The following is a 7,574-nucleotide window of genomic DNA, read 5'->3' on the forward strand; positions in this document are numbered from 1 at the left end:
TGCGGTTGACTCTGCCCGGGCCGAAGGGCCCCGTGGAGATCGAGGTGCGGCCCTACTCGGTTCCGATGCACCGGGTGATCCCGGGACTGGAATCCCAGCCGCACCGGATCGGGGTGGCGCTGATGAACCCCGTGGGTCGGGGACGGATCCGAGGTGGGAGCACCGCGGACAGCGGTCCTCACGTGGTGCTGGCCGACGACCCCCTCGACGCCGCCGCTCTGGAGCACGCCGCCGGGGCGGTCGCGGACGGACTGGGGATCCCGGATGGCGCGCCGCGGCCGGATCCGATCCGGTCCACCTCCCAGCACCTCGCGGGGTCGGCGCGGATCGGCGAGGTCGTGGACGACTCCGGCCGGGTCCTGGGGTGCGAGGGGCTGCGGGTGGCCGACGCCTCGGTGTTCCCGACACTGCCGCGGTGCGGCCCCTACCTGTCGGTTCTCGCGGTGGCCGAGGACCTCGCCGCGCGAGTGGTCCACCGGGACTCGTGGTAGAACCGATACGAGAACACGTTCCACCGCAGCGGTGGGGGTGCGGGCGGAAGGGTCAACATGACGAGTAGCGAGTTGGAGATCGAGACCGTCGAGCCCCGGTCGTTCACGGTCGCCGGAGCGGCCGGGATGCTCGTCGGCGACGTGTGGGAGCCGTCCGGTGGAGCCGATCCGGTCGACGAGATCCTCATGCTGCACGGCGGAGCGCAGACCCGGAACTCGTGGAACCGCGCCGCCCGGCGTCTGGCGACCGAGGGGTACCGGGTGACGACGATGGACGCGCGCGGTCACGGGGACAGCGACTGGGCGGACGACGGGGACTACGACATCCACCGCATGGTCGACGACCTGGAACTGATCGTGGCCGCACGCTTCACCGACCGGCTGCCGGTGCTCGTCGGGGCCTCGCTGGGCGGGTTGACCGGGCTGTTGGCGCTGGGGACGGGCAAGCCCGTCGCCCGGGCGCTGGTGCTGGTGGACGTCACCCCGAGGATCGAGGCGGAGGGTGTGGAGCGGATCGGGGAGTTCATGCGTTCCGGTCTCGACGGGTTCGCGGACCTCGAGGAGGCCGCGGACGCGATCGCCTCCTATCAACCGAATCGTCGTCGTCCATCGAACCTCGACGGCCTGCGCAAGAACCTCCGACAGAAGGACGACGGCCGCTGGTACTGGCACTGGGACCCACGTTTCGTCGCGGGCGCCACCGGAGACAACGCCGAGATCGGAAACGACTACTTCGAGGGGATCGTGCCCCACGTGTCCGAACCGACCATGCTCATCCGGGGGTCGCGTTCCGACATCGTCAGTGACGAGTCGGTGGCCCACCTGCTGCGACATCTCCCGCACGCCTACACGCACGAGGTCGCGGACGCGGGCCACATGGTGGCCGGTGACGACAACGCCGTGTTCCTCGACCAACTCGAGTGGTTCCTCGCGGAGATCCTCGGCTCCCCGCCCCGGCAGGGGGCGTCCGGGGAATAACCCCGATCGGGCGGCGTTGTTCCACACTGCACGGCCGTGAATACCCGCATGGGTATGGTTCGTGCGAGAAGGTCGTCGTCGGCGCGGGCTGTCCGTAGGCTGGCGACGAGAGACGACGGGACGAGAGTCGCCCCGTCCCGCTAGGAGGGCAATCGTATGACCACCGTCGACATCACGACCGCCGACTTCGAGAAGACCGTCACCGACAACGACATCGTCCTGGTGGACTTCTGGGCCGAGTGGTGCGGCCCGTGCAAGGCTTTCGGGCCGGTGTTCGAGAAGGTCTCCGGCAAGAACCCCGAGCTCGTCTTCGCGAAGGTCGACACCGACGCGGAGCAGCAGCTGGGCGCCATGCTCCAGATCCAGTCGATCCCCACCCTCATGGCGTTCCGTGAGGGCATCGCCGTGTTCCGTCATTCCGGCGCGATCCCTGAGCAGGCGCTCGACGACCTGGTCGAGCAGATCAAGGGTCTCGACATGGACGAGGTCCGCAAGGCCGTCGAAGAGGCGCAGGCACAGCAGGGCGACGCCCGGGCCTGAGTCCGGCCACGTCCGTCCGGGCGCAAAACAAGAACACGTTCTCGAATCAGCGAGCTCCGCGCCAGTAATGCGGATATCGTGATGAGAACACGTTCCAGTGGCGGGATCCCCCCGTCGCGCCCGGAGGGAGTCGAATGAAGACCAAGGCCGCCATCGCCCGCGAGCTGGGCAAGCCGTTCGAGATCGTCGAGGCCGAGCTCGACGGTCCCAATTTCGGCGAGGTGCTCGTCAAGTGGAAGGTCGCCGGCCTGTGCCATTCCGACCTCCACATCACCAGTGGTGACCTGCCCGGGCGTCTTCCGATCGTCGGCGGGCACGAGGGTGCGGGCGTCGTCGAGGCGGTCGGGGAGGGCGTGACCCACGTCCAGCCCGGCGACCACGTGGTGGGTTCGTTCATCCCGGCCTGCGGCAAGTGCTCGGCCTGCGCCCGCGGCATGACCAACCTGTGCGACGGCGGACTCAACGGCACCATCGGCGAGATGGCCGACGGCCGCTACCCGTTCGCCCTCGCCAATGGTGAGACCGCGGGTGCGATGTGCACCCTCGGCACGTTCTCGCAGTACACCGTCGCCAATATGAACTCGGTGGTCAAGGTCCAGGACTGGATCCCCTTCGAGGTCGCGGCGCTCGTGGGCTGCGGCGTCACCACCGGCTGGGGATCCGCCGTCTACTCGGCCGATGTCCGGGCCGGGGACACCGTGGTGGTCTTCGGCATCGGTGGCATCGGTATCAACGCGATCCAGGGCGCGAAGCACGCCGGGGCGCGATTCATCCTCGCCATCGACACCGACGAGTCGAAGCTGGCCAAGGCCCAGGAGTTCGGTGCGACCCACGTCTACACAGACGTGGAGCAGGCCAAGGCCGAGTTGCCGGGCCTGACCTGGGGCGCCATGGCGGAGAAGGCCATCATCACGATTGGTGTGGCCGATGCGAAGGTGACCGCCGACGCCACCGACATGGTGGGCAAGCGTGGGGTCGTGGTCCTGACCTCGATGGGCGGACTCGACAACCAGTCCATCAACCTCACGGGGTTGTTCGTCTCGCAGTACGAGAAGGTCATCAAGGGATCGTTGTTCGGCTCGGCCAACGCCTTCCACGACATCCCCAACATTCTGCGGCTGTGGGACGAGAAGCAACTGAAGCTCGACGAGCTGATCACCCACCGCTTCACGCTCGACCAGGTCAACGAGGGGTACGAGATCATGGAGTCGGGTGGACAGGGCATGGTCCGCGGGATCATCGTCCACGACGACTGATCGCCTCGGCCCGGGCCCCGGTTCCCCTCGGCAGAGGTGGGCCGGGGCCCTCGCCGTATCCCGGACTGGACAGAAATACCCCCATGGGTACAATGGGCCGTGGATCGACACGCATCCGCGAGAGAGCAGGAGGGCCTGGTATGGCTGACGACGAGGCGAGGACCCAGGTGCTCAACCGCCTGCGCCGGGCGCGGGGGCAACTGAACGCGGTGATCGACATGGTCGAGCAGGAGCGTCCCTGCAAGGATGTCGTCACGCAGTTGGCCGCGGTCTCCAAGGCGCTGGACCGTGCCGGATTCAAGATCATCAGCACCAACATCCAGGAGTGCCTGGCCGCCGACGGCGAGTCCGGTGAGGACGGCATCACGGTCGCCGAATTGGAGAAACTCTTCCTCTCGCTCGCCTGACCGCGGCCAGAGACCGTGGGATGCTGGCCCCGGCACCCGCAGACACCCGACCACAGACGTGAGGACTACGACATGGACGTCGGAATCGGTACGTACACGGCGATGGGGTTCGACGAGGCGGTGGAGGCCACCCGCGAGGCGCTCGCCGACCGCGGCTTCGGGATCCTCCACGAGATCGACCTCACCGCGACCCTCAAGAAGAAGATCGACAAGGACATCGAGCGCGTCCTGATCCTCGGCGCCTGCAATCCCGGGTTCGCGGGCGAGGCGTTCGACGTGAGCAAGGAGGTCGCGCTGATGCTGCCCTGCAACGTCGTGGTCCGTGAGTCATCCGGGGGATGCGTCATCGAGGCGCAGAACCCGGCGCTGCTGGCGCAGGTCATCTCTGGTGGCCTCCAGGACATGGCGGACGAGTTGTCCGCGCAGATGCGGTCGATGATGAAGGACCTGACCCGCTGAGTAGCCTTGGGGCATGACCCAGGAGCCGCACACCGATCCCCGGGCCCTCGCCCAGCAGAGACTGGAGGCGATGGTGGGCCGGGGGGAGTTGTCCCTCGCCGAGTTCTCGGACCGGGCCGCCCGCATCTGGTCCGCCACCTGCCCCTCCGAGTTGGAGGCGGCCCTGAGCGGGCTGCCGATGCACAGCGCCGCCGGGCCGCCCCCGACCTCGGCGCAGCCGCCGGCCACCCGGCCGACAGGGGCGATCACCGTGGACGAGAGTCAGAAGAGGACCTCGGTCTTCGACACGCTCAAGCGGGAGGGCCGGTGGTCCCTCCCGGATGACTACCGGCTGACGTCCTGGATGGGTGAGATCTTCCTCGACGCCCGTGAGGCGGTGGTCGACCGCCCACGCACGCACATCAAGCTCGATCTGTGGGCTGCCAACGCCAAGATCCTGCTCCCCCCGGGTGTCTCGGTCGCGGTGACCGGCAACCGGACGTGGTCCGAGCTCAAGATCGACGAGGGCCGCTACGACGTCCGTGGGGGCCCCCACCTGGACTTCGAGATCAACGGCTTCATGGCCGGCGTGAAGATCAAGATCCTCGCCGCGGGGGAGCGGATCCCCAAGACCTGGAAGTGGTTCTAGCGTCGCGCCGAGGGCTCACCCCTGCCGACGGCGCCACACCGTGTGACGGTGCCGGACCTCGTCGTCGTAGCCCTCGACGCGACTACGCGGGTCGGTGATCCAGTCGCCCACCTCGACCCGCTCCCAGGTCCCGTCCAGCTCCGGGGCGAGGACGGTCCCCGGGGCGTCCGCGTCGATCTCGGTGACCAGGCACTCGTCCGCCGCGACGAGCGCCGCGGCGTAGATCTGTCCGCCGCCCATGACGACGGCGTCGGGTCCGGCCGACGCCAGCGCCTCGGCCACCGACAATGCGCGCTCGGCCCCGCTGGCCGCCCACTCGGCGTCCCGGGTGCAGACGATGTTGCGCCGGCCGGGCAGGGGCCGGAACCGCTCCGGCAACGACTCCCAGGTGGCCCGACCCATCACCACCGGCAGGCCCGCGGTGGTCTGCTTGAAGAACGCGAGATCCTCCGGGACGTACCAGGGCATGTCCCGGCCGTCGCCGATCACCCCGCCGCGGGCCTGCGCCCACACCATCCGCACCGGCACGGTCGCCTCCGCCGCGCTCAGACCGCGACCGGGGCCTTGATGCCCGGGTGGTGCTCGTACCCGACCACGTCGAAGTCCTCGAAGCGATAGTCGAAGATCGAGTCGGCCCGCCGCAGGCGGAGCTCCGGGTAGGGGAAGGCCTCGCGGGCCAGCTGGGTCCGCGCCTGCTCGACGTGGTTGTCGTAGATGTGGCAGTCGCCACCGGTCCAGATGAACTCGCCCACCTCCAGTCCGACCTGCTGGGCCACCATGTGGGTGAGCAGCGAGTAGGAGGCGATGTTGAACGGGACGCCCAGGAAGAGATCGGCGCTGCGCTGGTAGAGCTGGCAGCTCAGCCTGCCGTCGGCCACGTAGAACTGGAACAGCAGGTGGCACGGCGGTAGCGCCATGTCCGACAGCTCGCCCACGTTCCACGCGGAGACGATGTTCCGACGGGAATCCGGGTCGGAGCGCAGGAGGTCCACCGACGCCGCGATCTGGTCGACGTGCCGCCCGTCGGGGGTGGGCCAGGACCGCCACTGAACGCCGTAGACGGGCCCGAGCTCGCCGCGCTCGTCGGCCCACTCGTCCCAGATGCTCACGCCGTTCTCGCGCAACCAGCCGACGTTGGAGTCCCCGCGCAGGAACCACAGCAGTTCGTAGGCCACCGACTTGAAGTGGACGCGCTTGGTGGTGATCAGAGGGAACCCCGCCGCCAGGTCATAGCGCAGTTGGTGGCCGAACAGGCTGCGGGTGCCGGTCCCCGTGCGGTCGGACTTGGGGCTGCCGTGCTCCAGGACGAGTCGGAGAAGGTCCTCGTACGGGGTGGGGACGGTCATGACCGGCAGTCTACGTTCGAGTCGCTTGCGCGGCCTGGGCGGCCAGGATCTTCTCGGTGAGCTCGGGGCGGCAGATCAGCACGTCCGGGGAGTGCGTGTCGGGCTTGTTGAACCGGATGGGCGTCCCGTCGAGGCGCGAGGCGTGCAGCCCCGCGGCCAGGGCGACGCCCACCGGCGCGGCCTGGTCCCACTCGTCCTGACCGCCGGCGTGAAGATAGGCGTCCGCGTCGCCCAGCAGAACCGAGAGCATCTTGGCCCCGGCGGAACCCATGGGACGCACCTGCAGACCGACCGCGTCAGCGACCTGGAGCGCCCCGGGCGGGGGGTTGTTGCGGCTGATGACCATGGTCCCCGAGGGGGGGCCGTCCACGTAGTCGACCTGGTCCGAACGGAACACTCGGCCCGAGTCGGGCAGTCCCACCGAGGCGACGGTGGGGTACCCGTCGACGACGAGCGCGACGTGGACCGACCAGTCGGATCGGCCGGTGGAGAACTCCTTGGTGCCGTCGATCACGTCGATGATCCAGACCCGGGACTTGTCCAACCTGCTCAGGTCGTCGGACACCCCTTCGGAGAGGGTGCCGTCGTCCGGACGGTGCACGGCCAGCACCTCGTCGGTCCAGTTCTGCGCGACCTCGTTGGCGACACGGGCCAGCGATCGTCCGCGGAGCAGCCCTCCGGCGCGCGTGCCCCGGACGATGTCCCCTATCCCCGTGGCGAGGAAGCAGGCGAGGTCATCGTCGTCGAGATCACGCGTGCTGTCGCTGTGCATGGCAGACACTCTACGGAGGAGGGGCGGCGATCGGGACGGTGTCGTAGTCGTGGGACATCATGAGTTCATGTCCGACGCACTGGAGCGGTTCCACCCGGCCACGGCCTCGTGGTTCCGTGGGGCGTTCGACCGGCCCACCCCGGCGCAGGAGGGGGCGTGGGATTCCCTCGCGAGCGGCGCCCACACGCTCGTCGTGGCCCCGACGGGGTCGGGCAAGACGCTGTCGGCGTTCCTCGACTCGCTCGACCGGCTGATGTTGGGGGGCGGGGGTGATACCGACGGCTCGGCTGAGCGCCCGCCCGGCACGCACGTCCTCTACATCTCCCCGCTCAAGGCGCTGGCCGTGGACGTCGAGCGCAACCTCCGGGCGCCGCTGGCCGGTATCGCCCGTCAGGCCGCGTCCCTGGGGGTGCGGACGGCCGAGGTGACGGTGGGGATCCGCACCGGCGACACCCCTCCGGAGGAGCGCCGCCGGCAACGCTCCCGGCCGCCGCACGTGCTGGTCACCACGCCCGAGTCGCTGTTCCTCCTGCTCACCTCGGCGGCACGGGAGACACTGGCCACGGTCGACACGGTGATCATCGACGAGATCCACGCGGTGGCCGCCAGCAAGCGCGGCGCCCACCTCGCCCTGAGCCTCGAGCGACTGGACCAGCTGCTGGACACCCCGGCCCGGAGGGTGGGCCTGTCCGCCACC

At 69.2% G+C, this 7,574-nt stretch carries 11 protein-coding genes; 8 read left to right on the forward strand and 3 right to left on the reverse strand.

Going from position 1 to position 7,574, the window contains the following annotated elements:
* The 7 genes from G6026_RS05055 to G6026_RS05085 form a co-directional block, all read left to right on the forward strand.
* Nucleotides 1-491: GMC oxidoreductase (locus G6026_RS05055; RefSeq protein WP_241727947.1), on the forward strand; the 491-nt coding region annotated here is incomplete at its 5' end.
* A 57-nt stretch (nt 492-548) separates the two neighbouring features.
* Nucleotides 549-1,469, forward strand: a complete 921-nt coding sequence (locus G6026_RS05060) for an alpha/beta hydrolase (protein WP_107757011.1) — start codon at nt 549-551, stop codon at nt 1,467-1,469.
* Nucleotides 1,470-1,625: 156 nt separating this feature from the next.
* Nucleotides 1,626-2,009: a thioredoxin gene (gene trxA / locus G6026_RS05065; protein ID WP_107757010.1), complete on the forward strand. Its 384-nt coding sequence runs from the start codon at nt 1,626-1,628 to the stop codon at nt 2,007-2,009.
* Between the two features lie 134 nt (nt 2,010-2,143).
* Nucleotides 2,144-3,265, forward strand: a complete 1,122-nt coding sequence (locus G6026_RS05070) for an NDMA-dependent alcohol dehydrogenase (protein ID WP_107757009.1) — start codon at nt 2,144-2,146, stop codon at nt 3,263-3,265.
* 140 nt (nt 3,266-3,405) lie between these two features.
* Nucleotides 3,406-3,672 (forward strand): metal-sensitive transcriptional regulator, encoded by a 267-nt coding sequence (locus G6026_RS05075; protein WP_017836249.1) that lies wholly within the window; start codon nt 3,406-3,408, stop codon nt 3,670-3,672.
* A gap of 72 nt (nt 3,673-3,744) precedes the next feature.
* Nucleotides 3,745-4,131 (forward strand): DUF302 domain-containing protein, encoded by a 387-nt coding sequence (locus G6026_RS05080; RefSeq protein WP_107757007.1) that lies wholly within the window; start codon nt 3,745-3,747, stop codon nt 4,129-4,131.
* 13 nt (nt 4,132-4,144) lie between these two features.
* Nucleotides 4,145-4,759, forward strand: a complete 615-nt coding sequence (locus tag G6026_RS05085; RefSeq protein WP_107757006.1) for a DUF1707 domain-containing protein — start codon at nt 4,145-4,147, stop codon at nt 4,757-4,759.
* A 15-nt stretch (nt 4,760-4,774) separates the two neighbouring features.
* Here G6026_RS05085 and G6026_RS05090 read toward each other — a convergent pair whose 3' ends face one another.
* From G6026_RS05090 to G6026_RS05100, 3 genes are read right to left on the reverse strand one after another with little or no spacing between them, the layout of a single operon-like run.
* Nucleotides 4,775-5,287 carry a dihydrofolate reductase gene (locus tag G6026_RS05090; RefSeq protein ID WP_107757005.1) on the reverse strand — a complete coding sequence of 171 codons (513 nt, stop codon included), beginning with the start codon at nt 5,285-5,287 and terminating at the stop codon, nt 4,775-4,777.
* Nucleotides 5,288-5,304: 17 nt separating this feature from the next.
* On the reverse strand, nt 5,305-6,105 hold the full coding sequence (locus G6026_RS05095) for a thymidylate synthase (RefSeq protein WP_182612411.1): 801 nt from the start codon (nt 6,103-6,105) through the stop codon (nt 5,305-5,307).
* A 10-nt stretch (nt 6,106-6,115) separates the two neighbouring features.
* Complete coding sequence (locus G6026_RS05100) at nt 6,116-6,877, reverse strand: 3'(2'),5'-bisphosphate nucleotidase CysQ (RefSeq protein WP_156607221.1); 762 nt, start codon at nt 6,875-6,877, stop codon at nt 6,116-6,118.
* 67 nt (nt 6,878-6,944) lie between these two features.
* On the opposite strand from G6026_RS05100, the gene G6026_RS05105 reads away from it, so the two are divergent.
* The coding region (locus tag G6026_RS05105) for a DEAD/DEAH box helicase (protein WP_182612412.1) at nt 6,945-7,574 on the forward strand (630 nt) is incomplete at its 3' end.

This window comes from Dietzia sp. DQ11-38-2 (genome assembly GCF_014145055.1).
Classification (GTDB): Bacteria; Actinomycetota; Actinomycetes; order Mycobacteriales; family Mycobacteriaceae; genus Dietzia.